Origin of the sequence: Citrobacter sp. Colony219, from assembly GCF_019382635.1 — a bacterium.
Taxonomy (GTDB): domain Bacteria; phylum Pseudomonadota; class Gammaproteobacteria; order Enterobacterales; family Enterobacteriaceae; genus Citrobacter; species Citrobacter youngae.
Window position 1 is genome coordinate 4,030,629 of sequence record NZ_CP080033.1, and the last position, 19,798, is coordinate 4,050,426.

Consider the following 19,798-nt stretch of genomic DNA (forward strand, 5'->3'; position numbering starts at 1 on the left):
GTTAATCTCGTTCGATAGCGAGTGCCACCCCCTGGCCGCCGCCGATACATAACGTTGCCAGCCCTTTATGCGCCCGACGCTTCACCATTTCATGTACCAGTGAAACCAGAATCCGGCAGCCTGATGCGCCAATCGGATGACCGAGCGCAATGGCTCCGCCGTTCACATTCACCCGACGCTCGTCCCATTCCAGCATTTTCCCAACGGATAATGCCTGCGCGGCGAAGGCTTCATTGGCTTCAATCAAATCGACATCCGCCAGTTGCCAGCCGACGCGCTCAAGGCAGCGACGCGTCGCGTATACCGGAGCTATCCCCATGAGCGCAGGATCGACACCGACGCTGGCAAAGGCGCGAATGCGCGCCAGTATGGGTAAATTCAGCGCCTGCGCTTTGGCTTCGCTCATCATCATCACCGCGGCAGCGCCATCATTGATAGATGACGCGTTGCCCGCCGTGACCGAACCGAGTCTGTCGAAGGTAGGATCCAGACGCGCCAGCCCTTCGGCGCTGGCATCGGTGCGCGGCTGCTCGTCGGTATCCACCACAAAGGATTGCCCGTTACGCTGGGTCACTACCGGCACGATCTCATCTTTAAAGCGCCCGGCATCAATTGCCATCCGCGCTTTGTGCTGCGAATGAAGCGCGTAGGCGTCCTGTAATTCGCGGCTGATACCATATTCCCGTGCCAGGTTTTCCGCGGTAACGCCCATGTGATAATCGTTGAAGGCATCCCACAGACCGTCATGTACCAGGCTGTCGACCAGTTGGCTGTTCCCCAGCTGTGCACCGGTGCGGCTATCGGTAAGGACATGCGGGGCACGGCTCATATTCTCTTGCCCGCCCGCAATCACAATGTCGGCTTCGCCGCACTGGATAGCCTGGGTCGCCAGATGCAGCGCTTTCAGGCCCGAACCACAGACATCGTTAATGGTGATGGCGGAAACGGTATTGGGTAGCCCACCATTGATGGCAGACTGACGCGCCGGATTCTGCCCGGCACCTGCGGTAAGCACCTGACCGAGGATCACTTCATCCACAGCATGAACGTCCACGCCCGTGCGTTCCAGTAACGCCCTGACCACCATGCTACCTAATTCAACGGCAGAGTGGCGCGCCAGCGTCCCCTGGAAGCAGCCAATCGGTGTCCTTAACGCCCCGACTATCACAACCTCTTTCATCACCACCTCAGCGCAAAATAACACCGCAATAGTAGATGATTGTTAAAAAGAGTTATCAAGGTTGTTTAAAAACGGTGATTTTTATCACAAAGGAAATTCGTATCATTTATTGGTCATCTGAACGCCACTCTGCTGTAAATGGTCGCGCAACCAACTTCCCGCCACGCCTGGCAGGGATTTCTTATTCCACAACAGATCGATAGAGATAGCCTTTGGCCAACCGGGCAGCGTCAATGGAACCAGCGGCTTTTCTGCGGCAAATTCTTCTACCAGCGCGCAAGGCAGCGCGCACCAGCCGAATCCCTGAACCGCCATACTCAGCAGCAACAAATAGTTGGGAGCAGACCACACAGGGCCGCGCGCCACGTTGGTACGGCTTTCCAGATAGGTGTTCAGACGCAGCTCGCGCCAGGTATGCAGCTGTTCCCACTGCAGTTTTTCCTGCGCCGCCAGCGGATGCGAAGCCGCAACATATAATCCCATCCAGGTTTGCATCGGCAGGCGCGTGACGCCCATGTCGGTCGGGTAATCCTCCCGCGCTTCGATCAACCCCACCTGAGCACGTCCTTTTTGCAGCAGATCGATCACGTCCTCGTCTTCACCAATCAGACATTCAAACTCGGTATGGGGAAACTTACGGTCAAACTGCACCATCAGTTCTTCCAGCACATCCGGATGCAGCGTATCTGACAACACGAAGGTCAAACGCGCTTCCGTTTCACCCGACAGCGAAATCGCCGCTTCGTCCAGACGATCGCTCGCTGACAGAATGGCCTGCACATAACCCAGCACCCGCTTACCTTCTTCGGTCAGCGTTGGCTGGCGTGATGAACGGTCAAACAGCGCAAAACCAAGGTCGGCTTCCAGATGCGCAATGGCCGTACTGATGGTGGACTGGCTTTTGCGCAGCCGCCGGGCCGCAGCAGAAAATGAGCCGCAGGAAACGGTCTCTACAAATGCCGTTAACGCTTCAGGAGAGTAACGCATGAACTATCTACTTTATCGATGGATACTATCTTTTAGATATCACATAAAACGATAAAATTGCCACCATTCCGTTATCCGGGCATCAAAGAAGGTTTTAGGTTATGCAACACGATACAGTCCAACGTCGCTCGTTAATGGAGCGCATTTTTCATGCCGTCTGCTTTGAAGGCATTGCCACCGCTGTTCTCGCACCAACCACCGCATGGTTGATGCAGCGCTCGGTACTGGAAATGGGCGGGCTGACCATTCTGCTGGCAACGACAGCAATGATCTGGAATATCATATATAACGCCCTGTTTGACCGCTTATGGCCGTCACATCTGGTGAAACGTACGGCTAAAGTACGCGCATTCCACGCGTTAGGTTTTGAGAGTGGTTTTATTGTGATCGGGGTGAGCATCGTGGCGTATGTGCTGAACGTCAGCCTGTTTCAGGCATTCACGTTGGAAATAGGTTTCTTCCTGTTCTTCCTGCCGTACACCATGTTCTATAACTGGGCATATGACACGTTACGCGAGCGTGTTATGAAGCGTCGCCAGCAGCGCGTTACTGCCTGATAATTCAAACAATAGCCGGAATTTTCTCAATTCCGGCTATTCATCCATTCACCAGCCCACTTGTTCACACCTCCCCCAGCGCCTCTCATTTGTGGTAAATTGCGCTTCTTTTTGTTTATTTTATAGTTGATACGTTCAAATAATGTCGAAATTTTGGTCAAAAGAAGAGACTCTCTGGAGCTTCGCACTATATGGGACTGCCGTCGGCGCAGGAACCCTCTTCCTTCCCATACAGCTGGGTTCTGCAGGCGCGGTGGTACTGTTTATCACCGCACTCGTCGCCTGGCCTTTAACCTACTGGCCGCACAAGGCGCTGTGCCAGTTTATTCTGTCGTCAAAAACCTCTGCAGGTGAAGGGATCACCGGCGCGGTCACCCACTACTATGGCAAGAAGATAGGCAGCCTGATCACGACGCTTTATTTTATTGCCTTCTTTGTGGTGGTGCTGATCTACGCCGTGGCGATAACCAATTCACTCACCGAACAGTTGGCAAAACATATCGCGATCGATCTTCGGATCCGCATGCTGGTCAGCCTTGGGGTGGTGCTGGTGCTGAACCTGATTTTTCTGATGGGCCGACAAGCCACTATTCGGGTGATGGGCTTTTTGGTATTCCCGCTCATCGCGTACTTTTTGTTCCTTTCGCTCTACCTGACCGGAAGCTGGCAGCCAACGCTACTCACAGGCCAGATGTCTTTCGATCAGCACACGCTTCATCAGGTTTGGATATCTATTCCCGTGATGGTTTTCGCTTTTAGCCATACGCCAATTATCTCTACGTTCGCCATCGACAGAAGAGAGAAATACGGCGAGCAGGCCATGGGTAAATGCAAAAAAATCATGAAGGTAGCCTACGTTATCATCTGCCTGAGCGTACTGTTTTTCGTCTTCAGCTGTTTGCTTTCGATTCCGACAAACTATATCGAAGACGCGAAAAATGAAGGTGTGACCATTCTTTCCGCGCTGTCGATGATGCCTAACGCACCGGCATGGCTGTCGATTTCCGGGATCATCGTTGCCGTCGTAGCGATGTCAAAATCGTTCCTTGGCACCTACTTTGGCGTGATTGAAGGGGCAACGGAGGTAGTAAAAACATCGTTGCATCAGGTGGGAGTGAAGAAAAGCCGGGCCTTTAACCGCGCCCTGTCCATTATGTTGGTCTCGGCTATCACGTTTATCATCTGCTGCATTAACCCTAATGCCATTTCAATGATTTACGCGATCAGTGGGCCGCTGATTGCCATGATTCTGTTCATCATGCCGACATTATCGACCTATCTGATCCCGGCGCTGAAGCCGTACCGTTCAGTGGGTAACCTGATAACGTTGATTGTCGGTCTGTTGTGCGTATCCGTGATGTTTTTTGGCTAAATGACGTTATCAACGGCTCATTCATCAGTGCGTGGATGAGCCGTTAAACTAACTTACTTAATGTACGAATCCAGTACCTTCAGGACAACGTCCAAATCCTCTTCACGCTTTATTTCATCGCCCTGATGCACAATGTGCTCGGTCAGATGACCTTTAATCACTTCGCGCATTAATCCATTTACCGCCCCGCGGATCGCCGCTATTTGCTGCAATACCGCCGCGCATTCATGCGGTTCATCCAGCATGGTTTTCAACGCCGCTACCTGGCCCTGAATCTTACTGGTTCGGGCTTTCAGCTTCTGTTTGTCGCGGATCGTATGTGACATTGCAATACCTTTTTAACGTCTGTCTGTAGCGACAATACCATCGTCATTCTACTGGGGGGTAGTATTTAATACTGGGGGGGAGTAGAATCCGGTGAAACAAAACAACTAAGAATCATTCTCATGGGTGAGTTTTCGACGCTTCTTCAGCAAGGCAACGCCTGGTTTTTCATTCCCAGCGCGATTCTATTAGGTGTGTTGCACGGTCTGGAACCGGGGCATTCCAAGACAATGATGGCGGCCTTTATTATCGCCATAAAGGGGACTATCAAGCAGGCGGTGATGCTGGGGCTGGCGGCTACCCTGTCGCATACCGCTGTGGTGTGGTTGATTGCGCTCGGCGGGATGTATATCAGCAAAGCGTTTACAGCCCAGGCCGTGGAGCCCTGGCTGCAGTTTGTCTCGGCGATAATTATTCTCGGGACCGCATTCTGGATGTTCTGGCGAACCTGGCAGGGAGAGCAGAACTGGCTGGCCCAGACGCATCACGACCACGATCACGGGCATCACCACCACCATGATCATGACGACCATCACCACCATCATCATGATCACGATGACGATCATCATCATGACCATGACCACGATCATAACCATGCCGCGTTAGCAGGGCTGAGCGAAAGTTCGAAAGAGTATCAGGACGCCCACGAACGGGCGCATGCCACCGATATTCAGCGCCGCTTTGCGGGCAAAGAGGTCACCAACGGCCAAATTTTATTGTTTGGCCTGACCGGCGGGTTAATCCCGTGTCCTGCGGCCATTACGGTACTGCTGATTTGTATCCAGCTCAAAGCCTTTACGCTGGGGGCAACGATGGTGCTGTGCTTTAGCCTCGGGCTGGCGATAACGCTGGTAACGGTGGGCGTGGGCGCGGCAATCAGCGTGCAGCAGGCGGCCAAACGCTGGAGCGGATTTAACACGCTGGCACGCAAAGCGCCCTATTTTTCCAGCGTGCTCATCGCGATGGTCGGCGTATATATGGGGATTCACGGCTATATGGGGATCGTCGGTTAATATATGGGAGCGCAGCAGCGATAGCCGCTGCGCGTAGAACCAGGCTAGCTTGCGACATTCCCCCACACCAGTTGCCCTTTATGGAAGGTCGCAGTGCGTGGGGAGATTCGCGCGACCGCTTCCGCCGAGCAGGAGGCATCCACCAGCACAAAGCTGGCTTCATCCTGCGCTTTCGGCCAGACGCGCTCACCTTTATCGTTAAGCGGCAGCACATCACCGGTAGCGAGAAACAGCGCCCGCGACAGGTTGAGTTCATTCGGGCGAATATAGAGCTGCGCGTACAGATTCGCCTTCTCCAGCATGTCTCCCAGGCCGTACGGCGACCAGTGGTCAATCACGCTGTCGGTGCCGGTAATCACTTCCACGCCTTTGTCGCGCAGCTGTTTTAGCGGCATGTGCATCGTGCCAATCGGCACCGTCGAGGCAATGGTAATTTGCTGCGCCGCCATGCGGGCTGCCAGTTCATCCACCTGCTGCTCGTTCAGCGTAGACAGCGCAAATGCATGGCTGATGGTCAGTTTTCCCTTCAACTGCGGGGTTTTCTCCACCGTTTCTACCATGTAATTCACCGCCGCCACGCCCGCCGGACTGGTTTCATGCAGATGGATATCCACGCCTTTGTTGTAATCGAGCGCAATCTGGAACATGGTATCGAGTGATTTTTCCATCGCGCCGTCGACGCTGGTTGGGTCCAGACCGCCGACATACTGCGCTCCCGCCTGCATCGCTTCACGCATTAACGGTTCAGATTTTGATAACAGCAGGCCATGCTGCGGAAACGCCACGATTTCGCAGGCAAAACCCGGCTGGCGACGCGCCAGCACCGCCTGCAGGTTCTCCAGGTTTTTCAGTCCGGAAACCGGTTCGATATTGCAATGACTGCGGGCAATCGAGGTGCCTTTTGATTGCAGCAGATCGATAAGCTTTTCCGCCCGCTCCTGGGTATAAGGCTGGAGTTCAGGCAGCAGCTTTTGCTCCAGGCGGATCATATCCTGAATGGTGGTGCCCGCCGGACGGTTCAGCGAACGCCAGGGACCGCCGTAAAAGGTTTTATCCAGATGGATATGCATGTCGCGCATGGCGGGCAGCATCAGCTTTCCACCCGCATCGTAGTGCGGCAGCGCCGCATCCGGATGCTGCTTATTCTCGCGCAGCGCAACAATTTTCCCGTCCTGGATTTCAACGGTTTGCAGCGCGGTACGGGTATGTACCACCACCGAGTTTTCGTAATCAAACCCCGCTTCCAGCAGGACGTTATCCAGGTAATAGTGCTTATCGTTAATCGTCATTGTGCTCTTCGACCCGCAGGTGTTCCCGACAGGATTAGCAGCATACGTGACCGGAGCCACTGCGCCAAACAGCGCGGCAGCAGTGACCATTTTTCCGCTCTGGCTTAAAAATTCACGGCGGCTGTTACTTTCCTTCATTCGCATCTCCTCTCAGGAATGGACAATATGGGTGCCCGTTTCACCGCGCAGTGCGGCGGGCAGGCATTCCGGCGTGGTGATGATTACCCGCTTACCGCCACGCGCAAGGAACGTCAGGCTGGCAACGATTTTGGGTAACATACTGCCCTGCGGGAAGTGACCTTCCTGCATGTAGCGGGTCATTGTCGCAATATCCACCGTATCCAGCGCCTGCTGGTTGGGTTTGCCGAAGTGAATACACACTTTCTCTACGCCGGTGGTGATCACCAGAATGTCGGCGCGGATCTCCTGCGCCAACAACGCCGTGGAGAGATCTTTATCAATCACCGCATCCACGCTGTGATAATCCCCGTGATCGCTACGCACCACCGGGATGCCGCCGCCACCCGCACCAATCACCACAAACCCCTGCTGGGTCAGCGTTTTGATGGCCTCTGCTTCAACAATGCGTTTGGGTTCAGGGGAAGCCACAACCCGCCGGTAGCCGCGCCCCGAATCCTCGACAAAGCGCCAGCCCGGATTGACCCGCAGCAGCTCATCGCGCTGCGCTTCGCTAAAGAACGCCCCGATAGGCTTGGTCGGATTAGCGAAGCCCGGATCGTTTTTGTCGACCTCCACCTGCGTGACCACCGTCACTGCCTTCTGCTCACCGCGCCTCGCCAGACGGTTATTCAGCGCCTGTTGGATCAGATAACCGATACCGCCCTGAGTATCGGCAACGCAGTTTGCCAGCGGGGTAAGCGGCAAACCTTCGCGTTCGTGCGCGATTTCAGCACGCCGGAGATCCAGCCCCACCTGCGGCCCGTTACCGTGTGTCAGCACAATGTTGTAGTCCGATGCCAACATCTCCAGCACCGTGTCCGCCACCGCCTTCACCGCTTCAGCCTGGTGCTCAATCGACTGGCTGGCGTTATCTTTGATAATGCTGTTGCCGCCAATGGCAACGACCACAAGTTCTTTCATCGTATTTTCTTCCGCTTGCAGGCGATTCAGGTTGTTTTCGTCGGTTCCTGCTCAGGCGCAGTAGCCGCTTCACGACTGTCGAGAATATGTTTGACGACAAACATGCCGCTCATCATCAGGTAGGCCACAACAAACATCATCGAGCTGCCCTCAGCAAAGCCAACTGCCGGGGAGTGGATCACGCCAAACAGTGACAGCAGTGCCCCAAAGGCTGCGGCAATCGCCCCGCGTAACGGCTTATTCATAATGGCGAAGATAGCGACACAGCCCCACAGCATGCTGGCCAGCGGCGCGCCGCTTCCCAGATGCACCAGTCCGTCGTAATAGACGCCTTTGCTGTGCAGCAAGTCACTGCCCAGTTTCCCCGCAGAGGTTCCGGCGGCGCCCATCACGCTGTTAACGATGGTCAATGCCCAGTTGGCAATCCACGGGAACAGACAGATGAAGATGACGGGAACCTCTACTTTGGGTGTTTCTCGTACCACCTGGTTGGCGGTCACCACGCCGATAAACACCAGAATCGGCACTATCGCAGTCATCGGAATAATGGCGAGCATAAACGCGCCCAGCCCAAACAGCGGTACCAGGAACATGGTGATGCCTGAAGCGAGGGTATAGCCGATGCTGGCGCCCATCGCTTTCCAGCCCGCATGCCCAACATACACGGTCACCGGGAACGGATTGCCCAGCATGCAGCCGAGCATGGAGGCAAAGCCATTCGCCATCATCACCTTACGGGTGTTGTACTCATCCCCCGCCGCGTGCGCACTTTCAATGTTCTCAAGGTCGAAAATGTAGTTCGCCAGACCCAGAGGAACCGCAGAAGCCAGATACGGCAGCGCGTGCGGCAAACCTTGCAGGAAGCTGTCGACATGAATTTCCGGCGGGTTGAAGCCAAAGGAAGACATCGACGCTTTAATGGCTTCCGGGCTTTGTAAACCGGAGATCCACGCCAGGGCCGTACCGGCAATCAGCAGCAGCAAACCGGTAGGAATACGGGCAAAAATCGGCTTCTTACCGAACCAGTTAATGAAGATCAGCAACAGGACGATGAAAGAGACGGTCGGCGCTTCGAATGCCTGCAGCATCGGGTTCATCGCCAGCAGCAACAGTCCCAGGCCGGACAGACAAGAAAGCAGTACCGTACGTGGGATCATCTTGCGGATGGTTTCGCCCAGGAAGGAGCCGCCCACCAGGATCAACGCTTCGACAAAGCACCATACCAGCGCTATCTGGATAGCAAAGTTGGCATCTTTGGTTTGCTGATAAACCGGCATCAGTACCAGGAAGGTGACGGTAAAGATTGACGGTGCGCTCGGTCCGGACGGCAGCGCCGTCACGTCTTTACGCCCGGTGTGCTTTGCCATCTGCAGGCCAAACCAGGCGTAGCAGACGCTGGCCACCAGCACCGCCAGACCAAAGGCAGGCGCAATGCGACCATAGACAATTTCGGTAGGGATCCCGACGACAAAAATGAGCAGCCCCATCATTGTCAGCAGGTTAGTCAGGTTGTTGGTCATCAGCCCAAAGTAAGCTGCCCAGTCACCACGTTTCCATTCTAGTTTTATGCTGTTCATGGAATATCCTTAACAGGTTAAGCATCGTTTGCGATCGCGAAGATCGCCCAGCCCTGCAGGTAAGCAACGTTTTTCGCTTCGCTACTGTGGGGCTAACCACGTTAGCCCCGGTTGTTGTTATTGGCAGTAGCGCTCGCGCCAGTTGAGGATCGCCTTTTCAAAACAGGCGAACGGCGGGTGGACTATTCCGGCACCGATCATGCCGATCCCCGCGTCTTTGTGCGCAATTGCGGTGTTGATCACCGGCAGAATGCCGGTGCTGCCCACGCGCGTAATATCGATAGCGGTCGGTACGCCCATAAAACCAAGCAGCGGAATGGTGACGTTGGGGTTTTCGCCGAGAGTGATTTCACGCATCTGGCGCGAGAAATCAACGGCCTCTTCGACCGTACCGCCCACCAGTGCCACGATGGCCGGCGCCGTCGCCATAGCGAAACCGCCAATGCCGTAGGTTTCGGTAATCGCGCTATCGCCAATATCACGTCCGGAATCTTCCGGCTTGTAGCCCGCAAACATCGGGCCAATCACCTGCTGCGCCGGACCGGTAAACCACTGACCCGGTAAGCCGCTGATGCGCAGACCGAACTCAACACCGTTTCGCGCCATCGTCGTCACCACGGTGCTGTATTCAATACCGTGGGCGGCGTCCATTGCGGCTTTACACATCGCCATCCAGGTCGGCCCGGAGAAGTAATCGCTGCTGAGGACGAATTCGAACACCTCACGCTGCTGCTCAACCGGATAACCGGTCTGAATGATCCACGGCGTCAGCGCCTGAATCAGCAGCGCCGTCCCGGCGTTATTGCGGTTATGACACTCATCGCCCATGTGCAGCGCCTGCGCCAGCATCAGGCGCAAGTCTATTTCTCCCGCCAGCTTCATGGCATCGCGCAGCATTGGGCCCAGCACATCACGCATCCAGTTCAGACGATCAATAACGCTCTGATCGTTCGCCCCCATGCGCAGGATCTTCGCCATCTGCTCGCTCATATTGGTATATGCGCGGTTGCCGTAGGTTTTGTTCTCAACGATGTGCATAAACATGGATGCTGACGTCACACCCGCCATCGAGCCAACGCAGTCATGCTCGTGGCACGGAGAGAAGATAATTTCGCCCGAGGCGGCCAGTTCGGCGGCTTCATCCAGATCTTTCGCCAGCCCTTCAAACACCAGCGCACCGGTGACTGCGCCCTTCATTGCGCCGCACATTTTTTCCCAGCGGATTGGCGGTCCAGCGTGCAGGATGGTGTTGCGGGTCATCCCCGGCACGACATTGATTGCCTGGTCATAGCCAATCAGCACCGGATGCGACTGGATAATACGTTCCAGCGCCTGCTGGTTAGCGGCAGCGATCTTGTCTGCCAGCGGCGAATCGGCAATCTCGTCCAGTGCCGCAACCACCTGCATGTTGCCCTGGCCCGGCGGCGTCCAGTCGAGCTGGGTCACGGGAACGTTCTGCTTTTTCAGGTCATCGCTGAACATCGCGATACCGACGTTAATCACATTCAGCGGCTGGTTAAACAGCGTCTGGCTCATCAGGCTTCCTCCCCTTTACAGATAAATTCACGCGCCAGCAATCCGGTGTTGGTGCTACTGCTCGCCCAGATAACACCAGCATCAGTCAGCATCTGACACTGTTTTTCCAGCGATGGCGTATCAAGATCGGTTCCCAGCACATAGCCGAGGATCTCAAGCGGACGACCGTCTGCGGCGGCGATCGCTTTGGCTTCAACGATCGCATCGAGCATTACGCCAACCGGATCTTCATGCGATCCAAAGCCAAGCACGAAATCCATCACGATCACGCCAACTTCAGGATCGCGCGCTTCCTGCAACAGACGACTAATACGGTTGGTGGGATCGATCATCGGGTGCGGTTTACCGTTGGTGAAATCATCATCACCGAAATCAAGGAAGGTATGCGCGACGCTGCGATTGAGATCCGTGAGGCGGAATGCCGGGTCCGGATGAATGTTGCTGTACACTTCAGCATGTTTTTCCATGGCGGCAAACATCGCTTCATCGCACAGCGTGCCGCCGCAGAACAGCCCACGAATATACTTTTGTTGCGGGGTCAGACGGGCGCGAACCTCTTCAATCAGCGGCCAGTTGAGCGGATGAAGATCCAGGCTCTCTTTTTTCACGCCTGTCAGCAGTACCGCTTTCAACGCCGCCTCTTTAGTACCGCGGGCAAACTGCAGGCCTTTTTCATCCGCAGGCGCGGCATCACGTCCAAGGAAACACACCACGACCGGTTTGCGGCAGGCTCGTGCGCGTTCCAGTACCTTGCGGGCCACCGCAGGCGCAGGCGGTTTGGAGATCAGTGCAATGATCTCAGTTTGCGGATCGGCCTCCAGCATGCCAATCGCGTCAAGCATCATCAGGCCGCCAATCTTCTCACTCAGATCGCGTCCACCGGTGCCAATCAGTTGGGAAATTCCGCCGCCAAACTCGTGAATACGTACGCTCAGCTCCTGGCTACCGGTACCGGACGCACCAATAATTCCGATGTTGCCGCGACGCACTGCGTTGCCAAAACACAGCGCCGCGCCGTTAATGATGGCGGTTCCGCAGTCTGGCCCCATCATCAACAGCCCTTTTTCGTGCGCCAGTTGCTTAAGCGTCAGCTCGTCTTCAAGAGAGACGTTGTCAGAGAACAACATCACGTTGAGGTTGTTTTGCAGCGCCTGACGTGCCTCACGCGCGGCAAACAGACCGTTAACCGAGATCACCGCCAGGTTGCTGTCAGGAACATGTTTCTTCGCGCTGGCGAGCGTAGCGTAGCGCGCTTCATGCTGGCCGCCCTGCTCTTTATGCGTGAACAGATCCTCAATCGCCACCAGCGTCTGCTCGTTCGCCGCTTCGCTGGCGCCTTTAATGACAATCATCAGATCGCCACTTTTCGCCTCTTCCAGTTCAGGCGTGAGCAGGCCGAGATTCTTCAGCACGCCCTTATTCATTTCTGTCGCCATAGCCACGAACGCCTGCTCAACGCCGTCGAGCTTATTTGCGCGCGTGGAGATAGACATCAGTGAGACAGAATCAAAATACGTGTTCTTTTTAACAACTATCCTGATCGACATAATTCCCTCCGGACCTGTGGCTCAGGGCGCAGGCATCCGCCATGCCGTACAGCATGTCGCAGCCAGAACTTGAGCCAATATTTTTAATGTCAGTAATATATTGTGTAGAAACGGGTTGTTGCTCAGTAATAAATTGGTTCAGCAGCCGTGCGACACTTTCCCGATAGCGCTGATGAAAAGCTTCCTCTACTGTTATTTTGCTGAGTAGCGTCGTATTATTTCCGGCACATTGTAAAGCTGCTAAAAAATCTTCACGATATTTTCCCAGCGGGTGTCCTGGAATAAATAAGATGGTACTTAGACCAACTAAATAATCATCCGATGATGGCGTCAGCCCAATCCCCAGACCAATTAAATGGCTGACCGCTGTAGAGATATTTTCTCCAGTACGCAACGCCGTCAGTAATGTTTGTCGGCGGTTGCGTAATTGACGGGTGATTTCCTGAAAAAACGGATTGTCACCCTGATACAGAAATAATGTGTCGTCGTTTCTTAGCTGTTGGCGGATAACCTCTTCCCAATGCTGCCAGCCGACTGCGGCAAGACTTGCTGCATCAGATGTCCACCGTGGTATTCGCCACAGCAGGCAACCGGCGGTTTCTATCCATTTATCATTGCCAACAACTATTCCCGACCCGCTAAAATTGACCAGCTCACCGGGGTGAAACAGGTCTTCACAATGCGTCAGCGCCAGCCGACAGCTGTTAGGCGCGTTATCACAATCTTCACTCAATAACGTCAGCAGCCGCTGCTGTTCAGGTATCAACAGGTTTACCGCGTGGGAAAAAACCTGTTCAACCCGCCCCGTTCCCCGGAAAGCGAGAAACGCGCTGTCTGCGGTTAGCGCCCGTACGCATCGCCGTGATGGCGTGGCGATAGCGGCGCTCCTCTGTCAGGCTCCGGCCGCAATCAGCAGCTCGGCAATTTCGTGGTACCCTTTCTCTCGCGCCAGTTCCAGCGGGGTTTTACCGTATTTATCCGTCATGTGCGGGTTTGCGCCATGGTCGAGCAGCAGCTTAACGATCTCCTGCTGCTTCGCGCCGCCGTCGTTAAGTACGATAGCTTCCAGCAGCGGCGTCCAGCCAACGAAATTGGTGTGGTTGACATTAATATCGGTATGCAGCAGCAGCTCACGCACGATCTCGACATGACCTTTTTCGCTGGCTGGCGTAATACCGACACCGCCAAAACGGCTCAGACGCTCAAGATCCGGGTTAGCCGGTAATACCAAACGCAGTAGCGTTAAGTCATTTGTCAGGCAGCTAATCAGGAATGGATTAAAGCAGGTTTGATCTTGCTTATTAATATCAGCACCGGCGGCAATCAATAAAGAAACACAATCGTAATGCTTATTCAGGCTGGCAATAATTATGGCAGTACGGCCCTGACGGTTGGTGGCATTAATATCCACATTTTTTTCCAGACAGGATTTTAATCCTTCGACGTTACCCTGTTCTGCCGCCAGCAGAAATTCAGTAATAAGTTCTTTCTCTGACATAATCACTCTCCTGCAGTTTTTTAGACTCTTCATATTTCCGATAACCTGAGAATAGCAACAGAGTTTAGAGAATAACATCCGCTTAAATTTCATTCATCGTAAGCGTGTCGATTGTTGAATCAAATTTAATAATGAGAGTAAAACGTGCTGTAGTGCAATCTTTCCCTTATGACGGAAGCCGTTTTAGCGATGAATCAGAGCCTGGGGAAATCAGGCGGTATGCAGCACGGATAGCGGGTCGCAACTAAAATACAGAAGTGTGATTGCCTTCAAATCAAATGTAACTCTAGTGTTAAATTCTGTTCAAAACTGATTGCTCTCGATAAGGATTACAAATACATTCAACAATCATCGTATCGTGGACATCGCAGCATGGTCTGAGGGGAGAACGGATGAATTCAATTTTTACCGAGGAAAACCTGCTGGCCTTTACGATGGCAGCACGCTACAGCAGTTTCAGCAAGGCCGCTGAGGAGCTTGGCTTAACAACGTCGGCCATCAGCTACACCATCAAACGTATGGAGATGGGGCTCGATGTGGTGCTGTTTACTCGCAGTACCCGCAGCATTGAGCTCACCGAGTCCGGTCGCTACTTCTTTCGCAAAGCAACCGACCTGCTGAATGACTTCCACGCCATCAAGCGCAGCATCGATACTATCGCCCAGGGAATTGAAGCGAGGGTACGCATTTGCATTAACCAGCTGTTGTATACCCCACAGCATACTGCACGGCTGTTACAGGTACTCAAAAAGCAGTTTCCGACCTGCCAGATAACCGTCACCACCGAGGTGTATAACGGCGTCTGGGATTCGATCATCAACAACCTCGCCAACATCGCTATCGGCGCGCCCGATACGTTACTGGACGGCGGCGGCATTGATTACACTGAGATTGGCGCGATCCGCTGGTCGTTTGCGATTGCCCCGGATCATCCGCTCGCCTTTATGCCTGAACCTATTTCTGAGAGCCAGCTGCGCCTGTACCCGAACATCATGGTGGAAGACACCGCGCACACCATTAACAAGAAGGTCGGCTGGCTGTTACACGGACAGGAGTCGATTCTGGTTCCTGATTTTAATACCAAGTGTCAGTGCCAGATTCTGGGTGAAGGCATCGGCTTTTTACCGGACTATATGGTACGCGAAGCGATGGAAAAGTCGCTGCTGGTCACGCGGCAGATCCACAACCCGCGTCAGGATTCACGCATGCTGTTGGCAACCCAGCACGCAGCAACCGGTCGCGTAACGCAGTGGATTAAAAAAGAGTTTGGGCCACAAGGGGTACTGACGGGGATTTATCAGGATCTGCTGCATCGGCAGTGATGCGCCGGATAGCGGGGATGCGTTCCGGTTCGTGTAAGATAATCAGGCGCGAATATCGTCGTACTCGCGAGTTTTATCGAACTCATGTTTGGCAAACGGACACAGCGGGATCACTTTGCGGTTTTCAGCGCGCATTTTCTCCACCACCTTCGCTACCAGCAGCTTACCCACGCCCTGACCTTTCAGACTGGCGTCGACATCGGTATGCTCAATGATGCTCAGATGCTCGCCCGTCGGCACAAAAACAATCTCGGCGACCTGCTTGCCTTCAGCATCGTTCACATAAAATTTGTTGTGGCCTGCAAGAATTTCCATGGTTCCCTCACTTATTTCTGGCGATACTTCAGTGCACCACTCGGACAGGTATCAATAACCCTGATAACCGTCGCAACATCGACTTCATCCGGGATGATCCACGGTTTACGCTTCAGGTTAAAAAGCTTTGCGCTTCCTCGTACGCAATTACCCGAATGTTGGCACATCCCCGTGTTGAAATAGACATCAATCTTCTCGCCGGTATAGGCCCGGTAACCTGCATCCAGTAGTTCCTTATCCACGACATTGCCTCACATTTTTTTATTGTCTGGGTCTAATCATAGACCGATGCGAGGCTGAAGGAAGCCGCTGAAAGCAGAAATATCACTCAGACCGTCTCTGCCACGACGGCTGCTGCTCTGGTGGCAAATACTCCAGCATCGCAGGCGTCGGTGGCGGCAGACGGTTATCGGCGATATCCCTGTCCACATCGATATGACTGATCTCACCACTTTCATGATGGTGAACCGTCAGCACCCTCGCCTTGTTCAGCTCTGTCACCAGCTCGCGGGTAATGCGTAAACTTTCCGCCAGCTCATGCTCTTCCAGACCCGGTCTGCGACTGCGGCGTTCCACCCGGAAACGAAACTGGTTGTACTTAGCCCAACCAATTAGCACCAGACCATTGACCAGGGCAATAAGAATGTAAAACGTCACCGTATCCAGGGTCGTGAAAAAGGGGCGAACCCCTATATGCGGTGAATGCGCCAGTGCGACGATCAACCCTTTATAAATCAGGTATAAGAACCCAATCCAGGCAATAAGCGTCAACACGACGTCGATCACCCGCGGCAGCAGACGCCGTTCGGTAAAAATCAGCGGTTGGTTCATGATTCAATCCTCCCGATACCGCGATCAGGACTGACCCAGCGTGCCCTGCCGCGTTTGCGTTTGAGCATCACTTTGGGGAACGCCACCAGCGTGGTGAACAGACTCAGCATCCAGTACACCACCGGGAACCAGATGATCCAGAACAATGAGGCCCCAATCCCTTTTTCATAGCGCCGTTCAATCATCAGGCTCACCGCGAACTGCAACAGGCAGACCACGCCGAGGATAAGTCCAGTGAAGGCTGGCGGGAACAGATGCTGAACATACAGCGTGTCTGGCATCGGGAATAGCAGCCCTAACAGGAACAGCACGATACTAACCGCATACGCAAATGCCCAAGCGGTAGAGAAACAGAACTCAAGGAACAGCGGCCACATACGGCGGAATTCCCACGACCACAGGCGGCGCATGTTAACGATAAACACCTCCGCACCACCTTGCGCCCAGCGCAGGCGCTGTTTCCACAGTCCTTTCAATGTTTCAGGCATCAGGATCCAGCACAGCGCGCGCGGCTCAAAGAATACCGACCAGTGGCGTAATTGCAGCTTCCAACTGATGTCGATATCTTCGGTGATCATGTCCGGGCTCCAGTAGCCAACTTCAGCCAACGCCCGGCGACGAAACGCGGCAACGACACCTGAAACGGTAAATATCTGCCCGTAGACTCGCTGGGTACGCTTGATTAAGCCGATAATCGACGAGAACTCACCGACCTGTACGCGGCCAATTAACGTCGAGCGGGTACGAATACGCGGGTTACCGGTCACCGCACCAACGCGCGGGAACTGGATAAGCGGAGCCACGATATAGGCGACGGCATCACGATCCAGTAACGCATCCCCATCGATGCACACCAGGTAATCACTGCGCGCTGCAGCTGCGCCGGTCTTAAGAGCCAGGGCTTTCCCCTGGTTTTCCGCTAAGTGAATCACTCGCAGGCTTGGGTACTCTGTTGCCAGCTGTTCCAGAACATCGTGCGTGTCATCCGTCGAACCATCATTGATGGCAATAACTTCAATATTCTTATATCGCTGGGCCAGTGCGGCCTCGATCGTTTCGCGCGCGTTGATCCCTTCGTTAAAACACGGGATCAAAATCGAGACCAGCGGATTTCCCTCCAAAGTAGGCGGCGGCGTTTCATCTCCCCATTTCCAGTGACGCTCACGGTAAAACCAGAAATAGACCCCGCCGCTTATCCACAATGCAGACATGAACAAGGGCCAGAAGAAGACAAAGTTCAACATCACTTCACCCGTGAAGACGACAGCCACGCCAAATGGCAGGCTGAACATCAGGCAAAGTATCAGGAAAGCAATTATGCGATCGGTCATTTTTGCGGGTACCAGTATGAGGAGAACGTCGAACGAATCTCTGACATCTCAGGTTTATCGCTGATGAAATCATCCGGGTAATAGCCGTAGTTGCCTGCGCCGCTTAACTTAAGCTGACGCATCCATTCGGCGAGCTGTTTACCGCTGATTTCGGCCTGTTCCCCGGATTTACGCCAGTCGCGTGCCTGCAGTTCAAACACGGTTTTATCCAGCGCGCCGGGCGTCTGTGCGACAGCATTCACCAGTCGATCAAGCCAGGCGTTAGCATCATTGGCCGGGATCTGCTCCATAAATGGCATCGCCATGGGTGCCGTCCAGTCATAGGTATTCAGGAAATCATTCAGGTTTTGCGCAAACCAGGCTTCACTCTCCGGTTCCAGTACCGGCATAGCATAGATATTACGGGCGGTTTGCACCTGCGGACCGCGAATATTGCGTACCGATTGCGTCAACTGCTTCGTGAAGTCGATCAGCATCTTACTTTTCAGGCGCGTCCAGCGCTCAAACGCCTGAGGGTTATTACGGATTTGCTCGATGCTTCCCGGAAGTCCTGCGGCACGGTAGGCGGCTAACGCCTCCGGCGACGCATCTTCAAAATCCGTCAGGAAGGCATCGTCATGGAACAAGATGCCTTTGAAGCTGGCGTGCTTCGCCAGGTCTTCGTAGATCTCGGTAATGCGCTGACGCGCTTCACTGCTCCAGGGTGAAAGACGGACATAGTTCTCGCGGTTGATCGCAGTACGTCCGGTTTTCGGATCCCATGCCGTTACACGCGGAATTGAGGCATCCAGATCGAAAGCCAGCACCGGCATCCAGGCGTACACGGTAACCCCTGCACGGGTTTGTAACTGCCAGGAGATATAGTTAAACAGATCGGCGCGCATCGGCAGCCAGCGGTTAGGAAAATAGACCTCGCGAATGTTCCCGTCGCCTTTAGGGTCGGCATACGCCTGCAGGAAGACATGAGAGATACGCATGTCGTAGACACGCTGGATCAGCTTATCGATGTTGCGCTTCTGCTGGGCGGGGTCTTTGTCATAGACGTAATCCAGATCGACATGCATCACGCGCATCGTCTGCGGTTCACGCACCTGAGCAACCTGACTGGCAAAACGCTTGAGCGATGGGTTATCAGAAATCAATACACGCGGGATATCATCAAGGAATGCCGCATTCGCCAGCCCTTCATTAAGCGTAAACGCCATCTTATAACCTTGCTCTTTGGCCAGGTTTAAGGTCGTACCGCTGGCGGCACCGTAAGGCCATACCCACGCACGTGGCGATTTCCCCGTTACCGCTTTAATTTTATTGGTGATCAAAGAGATATCGGTATTAATACGGCGATAGTATTGCTCGTCCGTTTCGTAAGTGCCGGTTTTCTTATCGTAGAGACGGTTTGCCACTGCAGGTTCTTTACTTCCCTGCGGGTTCGCCTCAGCACCGAAATGCGAGTTCCAGGTATGCGCGCCGATTTCCACCAACGGCGATTTGCCCATTTCCTCGACCATCTTCCAGGTGGCGAATTTGTCGCGCGCCGTCATCAGGCCACCAAAATCGACTTTTTTGTCCGCAGGGGCATCCACCCAGCTTCCAACCGGTGCCCAAAGGGCTGGCCAGTTGTAAGCTTTCAGCAGCGGCCAGACGCGGGTATAGAAACTGCTATACCCGTCATCAAAGGTGAGCAGAACCGCTTTTTCCGGCAGCACGATTTTACCGTCATGAGCATCCAGAATTTGCTGAACGCTGATCGGGTTATAGCCATTATCACGGAGCCAGGCTATTTGATCGCTCAGCGCGCTGGTACGCACAGAGAGGTAGCGCTGATCGGCTGCATCATCCTCTACATCGTGATAACCCAGAACCAAAAAACTATTTTTCGGCCACGGGTGATCGGCCGTCAGCGGCGTTCTCTCATCAGGAGGAACGTAGCGAGGCGTCGTATTGTGCGCACTGCTGCACGCGGTAATCATCAACCAGCCAGCGATGAGTGCGCTAAGCCATAGGCATCTTTTCAGCAT

At 54.1% G+C, this 19,798-nt stretch carries 19 protein-coding genes; 4 read left to right on the forward strand and 15 right to left on the reverse strand.

From position 1 onward, the window contains the following. Nucleotide 1 precedes the first annotated feature (1 nt). Nucleotides 2-1,180: an acetyl-CoA C-acetyltransferase gene (locus JTI85_RS17970; protein ID WP_005123390.1), complete on the reverse strand. Its 1,179-nt coding sequence runs from the start codon at nucleotides 1,178-1,180 to the stop codon at nucleotides 2-4. Between the two features lie 102 nt (nucleotides 1,181-1,282). After that, nucleotides 1,283-2,167 carry a LysR family transcriptional regulator gene (locus JTI85_RS17975; RefSeq protein WP_219351830.1) on the reverse strand — a complete coding sequence of 295 codons (885 nt, stop codon included), beginning with the start codon at nucleotides 2,165-2,167 and terminating at the stop codon, nucleotides 1,283-1,285. Nucleotides 2,168-2,268: 101 nt separating this feature from the next. On the opposite strand from JTI85_RS17975, the gene JTI85_RS17980 reads away from it, so the two are divergent. Continuing rightward, on the forward strand, nucleotides 2,269-2,724 hold the full coding sequence (locus JTI85_RS17980; RefSeq protein ID WP_048213123.1) for a multidrug/biocide efflux PACE transporter: 456 nt from the start codon (nucleotides 2,269-2,271) through the stop codon (nucleotides 2,722-2,724). A 142-nt stretch (nucleotides 2,725-2,866) separates the two neighbouring features. Beyond that, nucleotides 2,867-4,096, forward strand: a complete 1,230-nt coding sequence (locus JTI85_RS17985; protein WP_219351832.1) for an amino acid permease — start codon at nucleotides 2,867-2,869, stop codon at nucleotides 4,094-4,096. Nucleotides 4,097-4,149: 53 nt separating this feature from the next. On the opposite strand, the gene rcnR is transcribed toward JTI85_RS17985, so the two are convergent. Continuing rightward, complete coding sequence (rcnR, locus tag JTI85_RS17990) at nucleotides 4,150-4,422, reverse strand: Ni(II)/Co(II)-binding transcriptional repressor RcnR (RefSeq protein ID WP_003825567.1); 273 nt, start codon at nucleotides 4,420-4,422, stop codon at nucleotides 4,150-4,152. Nucleotides 4,423-4,542: 120 nt separating this feature from the next. Between rcnR and JTI85_RS17995 the strand changes: the two genes are divergently transcribed. Continuing rightward, nucleotides 4,543-5,433, forward strand: coding sequence for a nickel/cobalt efflux protein RcnA (locus JTI85_RS17995; protein ID WP_219351834.1), 891 nt, complete (start codon nucleotides 4,543-4,545; stop codon nucleotides 5,431-5,433). Nucleotides 5,434-5,477: 44 nt separating this feature from the next. Here JTI85_RS17995 and JTI85_RS18000 read toward each other — a convergent pair whose 3' ends face one another. From JTI85_RS18000 to JTI85_RS18030, 7 genes are all read right to left on the reverse strand, one after another. Then, nucleotides 5,478-6,860 carry an amidohydrolase family protein gene (locus JTI85_RS18000; RefSeq protein ID WP_115601520.1) on the reverse strand — a complete coding sequence of 461 codons (1,383 nt, stop codon included), beginning with the start codon at nucleotides 6,858-6,860 and terminating at the stop codon, nucleotides 5,478-5,480. Between the two features lie 12 nt (nucleotides 6,861-6,872). Further along, nucleotides 6,873-7,823 carry a carbamate kinase family protein gene (locus tag JTI85_RS18005; protein WP_219351836.1) on the reverse strand — a complete coding sequence of 317 codons (951 nt, stop codon included), beginning with the start codon at nucleotides 7,821-7,823 and terminating at the stop codon, nucleotides 6,873-6,875. A gap of 26 nt (nucleotides 7,824-7,849) precedes the next feature. Next, nucleotides 7,850-9,400 (reverse strand): xanthine permease, encoded by a 1,551-nt coding sequence (locus JTI85_RS18010; protein WP_105242191.1) that lies wholly within the window; start codon nucleotides 9,398-9,400, stop codon nucleotides 7,850-7,852. Between the two features lie 117 nt (nucleotides 9,401-9,517). Continuing rightward, complete coding sequence (locus tag JTI85_RS18015) at nucleotides 9,518-10,936, reverse strand: DUF1116 domain-containing protein (protein WP_219351838.1); 1,419 nt, start codon at nucleotides 10,934-10,936, stop codon at nucleotides 9,518-9,520. Continuing rightward, nucleotides 10,936-12,483 carry an acyl-CoA synthetase FdrA gene (fdrA, locus tag JTI85_RS18020; RefSeq protein ID WP_199945631.1) on the reverse strand — a complete coding sequence of 516 codons (1,548 nt, stop codon included), beginning with the start codon at nucleotides 12,481-12,483 and terminating at the stop codon, nucleotides 10,936-10,938. Before fdrA ends, JTI85_RS18015 begins: the two co-directional genes overlap by 1 nt. Beyond that, nucleotides 12,461-13,249: a DUF2877 domain-containing protein gene (locus JTI85_RS18025; protein ID WP_219351840.1), complete on the reverse strand. Its 789-nt coding sequence runs from the start codon at nucleotides 13,247-13,249 to the stop codon at nucleotides 12,461-12,463. Before JTI85_RS18025 ends, fdrA begins: the two co-directional genes overlap by 23 nt. Before the next feature lie 126 nt (nucleotides 13,250-13,375). Next, complete coding sequence (locus tag JTI85_RS18030) at nucleotides 13,376-13,981, reverse strand: ankyrin repeat domain-containing protein (RefSeq protein ID WP_048213131.1); 606 nt, start codon at nucleotides 13,979-13,981, stop codon at nucleotides 13,376-13,378. A gap of 392 nt (nucleotides 13,982-14,373) precedes the next feature. On the opposite strand from JTI85_RS18030, the gene JTI85_RS18035 reads away from it, so the two are divergent. Then, on the forward strand, nucleotides 14,374-15,303 hold the full coding sequence (locus JTI85_RS18035) for a LysR substrate-binding domain-containing protein (RefSeq protein ID WP_005123372.1): 930 nt from the start codon (nucleotides 14,374-14,376) through the stop codon (nucleotides 15,301-15,303). 42 nt (nucleotides 15,304-15,345) lie between these two features. On the opposite strand, the gene JTI85_RS18040 is transcribed toward JTI85_RS18035, so the two are convergent. From JTI85_RS18040 to pgaB, 5 genes are all read right to left on the reverse strand, one after another. Beyond that, the gene (locus tag JTI85_RS18040; RefSeq protein WP_121585501.1) at nucleotides 15,346-15,618 is read right to left on the reverse strand and encodes a GNAT family N-acetyltransferase; all 273 of its coding nucleotides are present in this window, start codon (nucleotides 15,616-15,618) and stop codon (nucleotides 15,346-15,348) included. Between the two features lie 11 nt (nucleotides 15,619-15,629). After that, nucleotides 15,630-15,860 (reverse strand): 4Fe-4S mono-cluster protein YjdI, encoded by a 231-nt coding sequence (gene yjdI, locus JTI85_RS18045; RefSeq protein WP_005123368.1) that lies wholly within the window; start codon nucleotides 15,858-15,860, stop codon nucleotides 15,630-15,632. An 82-nt stretch (nucleotides 15,861-15,942) separates the two neighbouring features. Next, on the reverse strand, nucleotides 15,943-16,449 hold the full coding sequence (gene pgaD, locus JTI85_RS18050) for a poly-beta-1,6-N-acetyl-D-glucosamine biosynthesis protein PgaD (protein ID WP_048213134.1): 507 nt from the start codon (nucleotides 16,447-16,449) through the stop codon (nucleotides 15,943-15,945). Further along, nucleotides 16,446-17,780, reverse strand: a complete 1,335-nt coding sequence (pgaC, locus tag JTI85_RS18055) for a poly-beta-1,6-N-acetyl-D-glucosamine synthase (RefSeq protein ID WP_040232145.1) — start codon at nucleotides 17,778-17,780, stop codon at nucleotides 16,446-16,448. The genes pgaD and pgaC overlap by 4 nt, the downstream gene beginning before the upstream one ends. Then, nucleotides 17,777-19,798, reverse strand: coding sequence for a poly-beta-1,6-N-acetyl-D-glucosamine N-deacetylase PgaB (pgaB, locus tag JTI85_RS18060; RefSeq protein WP_048213135.1), 2,022 nt, complete (start codon nucleotides 19,796-19,798; stop codon nucleotides 17,777-17,779). Before pgaB ends, pgaC begins: the two co-directional genes overlap by 4 nt.